Origin of the sequence: Streptomyces sp. NPDC048606 (assembly GCF_040650855.1) — a bacterium.
Classification (GTDB): Bacteria; Actinomycetota; Actinomycetes; order Streptomycetales; family Streptomycetaceae; genus Streptomyces.
Window position 1 is genome coordinate 1 of sequence record NZ_JBEZIB010000104.1, and the last position, 1,765, is coordinate 1,765.

A 1,765-nucleotide genomic window follows, 5' to 3' on the forward strand; every position below is an offset into this window, starting at 1 on the left:
GCGGACGCGCGGTGTCGTTCCAGCCGTGCAGGACGAGCTCGCGCTCGGCCTCGCCCATCACCTCGACCCGCGAGACCCGCACCCCCGGATCGGCGGCCACCGCGTCGAGGAGGGCGACCAGCCGGCCGGCCAGCTCCTCCACCCGGGCCCGGTCGAAGAGGTCGGAGGCGTAACGGATGCCGCCCTCGATGCCCGCGCCGTCCCGGACGGTGCCGAAGGCCACCTCCAGGTCGAACTTCGCCCCGCCGGTCTCCACCGTCAGCTCCTCGGCGGGCAGCCCGAACAGGCGCGGTACCGCGCTGTCGACGGAGTGGAAGGTGACCATCGTCTGGAACAGCGGGTTGCGGGCCCGCGAGCGCTCCGGGTCGACCGCCTCGACCACGGCCTCCAGCGGCAGGTCGGCGTGCGCGAACGCGGCCAGACCGGTGTCGCGGACCCGCGCCACCAGGTCACCGAAGGTCGGGTCGCCGGACAGGTCGGCCCGCAGCACCAGCGTGTTCAGGAAGAACCCGACCAGCCCGTCCATCTGCTCGCCCTCACGGGCGGAGACCGGACTGCCGAGCGGGATGTCCTCACCCGCGCCGAGCCGGTGCAGCAACGCGGCCACCGCGGCGTGCGCCACCATGAACGGCGTCGCACCGTTCTCGCGAGCCGTCCGGAGCAGACCGGACACGGTCGCCTCGGGGACGGTGAAGGTCACCACACCGCCCTCGTACGAGGGCTCCGCCGGGCGCCGCCGGTCCGTGGGCAGCGCCAGCTCCGCCGGGACTCCCGCCAGGGCCTCGCGCCAGTAGGCCGCCTGACCGGCCGCCACCGAGGCGGGGTCCGCCGGGTCGCCGAGCAGATCGCGCTGCCACCGGGCGAAGTCGGCGTACTGCACCGGCAGCGGGGCGAAGTCCGGCGCGCCGCCGGCCAGCCGGGCCGCGTAGGCCCGGTCCAGGTCGGCCAGCAGCGGGCCGGCCGACCCCTCGTCGGTGGCGATGTGGTGCAGCAGCAGCACCAGGACGTGCCGTTCCGCGGAGGCCCGCAGCAGCGTGACCCGCATCGGCAGCTCGGCCGCGAGGTCGAACACGTGCCGGCCCGCCGCGACGGCCTCCTCGGCCAGCCGGTCCTCCGCGACCTCGCGCAGCGTCACCGGCACGTGGGCCTGCGCCGGATCCAGCACCCACTGGTACGGCTCCCCGTCGTGCTCGGCGATCACCGTGCGCAGCACCTCGTGACGGGTGACCACGTCGGCCACCGCCGCGCGGAGCGCGGCCATGTCCACCGGGCCGTCCAGGCGCACCGCGAGCGGCACGTTGTAGGCCGCGCTGGGTCCGCGCACGCTGTCCAGCAGCCACAGCCGGTGCTGGGCGAAGGACAGCGCGGGGCGCTCGCCCCGTTCGACGGCGGCCGGCCTCGGCCGCTCCGGACCGGTCGACCTGTCGGCCAGTCGGGCCGCCAGCGCCTCCACCGTGCGCAGCTCGAACACGTCCCGGATCCCGCAGTCGACGCCGAGCGCCTCGCGGATCCGCCCCGCCACCCGGGCGGCGAGCAGCGAGTGCCCGCCGAGCCCGAAGAAGTCGTCGCTCACACCCACCGAGGAGCGTCCCAGCACGTCGGCCAGGATGCCGACGAGGATCTCCTCGCGAGCGTCGCGCGGAGCCCGCGAGGGCTGCCCCGCCGTCTCGACGGGTGCGGGGAGGGCGTTGCGGTCGAGTTTTCCGTTGGGGTTGAGGGGGAGGTGGTCGAGGTGGATGTAGTGGGTGGGGTGCATGTAGTCGGG

Annotated in this window: 1 protein-coding gene; it reads right to left on the reverse strand. The window is 75.2% G+C overall.

Annotated features, from left to right (window positions below; translation table 11 throughout):
* Window positions 1-1,765: condensation domain-containing protein (locus AB0D01_RS39670; protein WP_363064284.1), on the reverse strand; the 1,765-nt coding region annotated here is incomplete at both ends.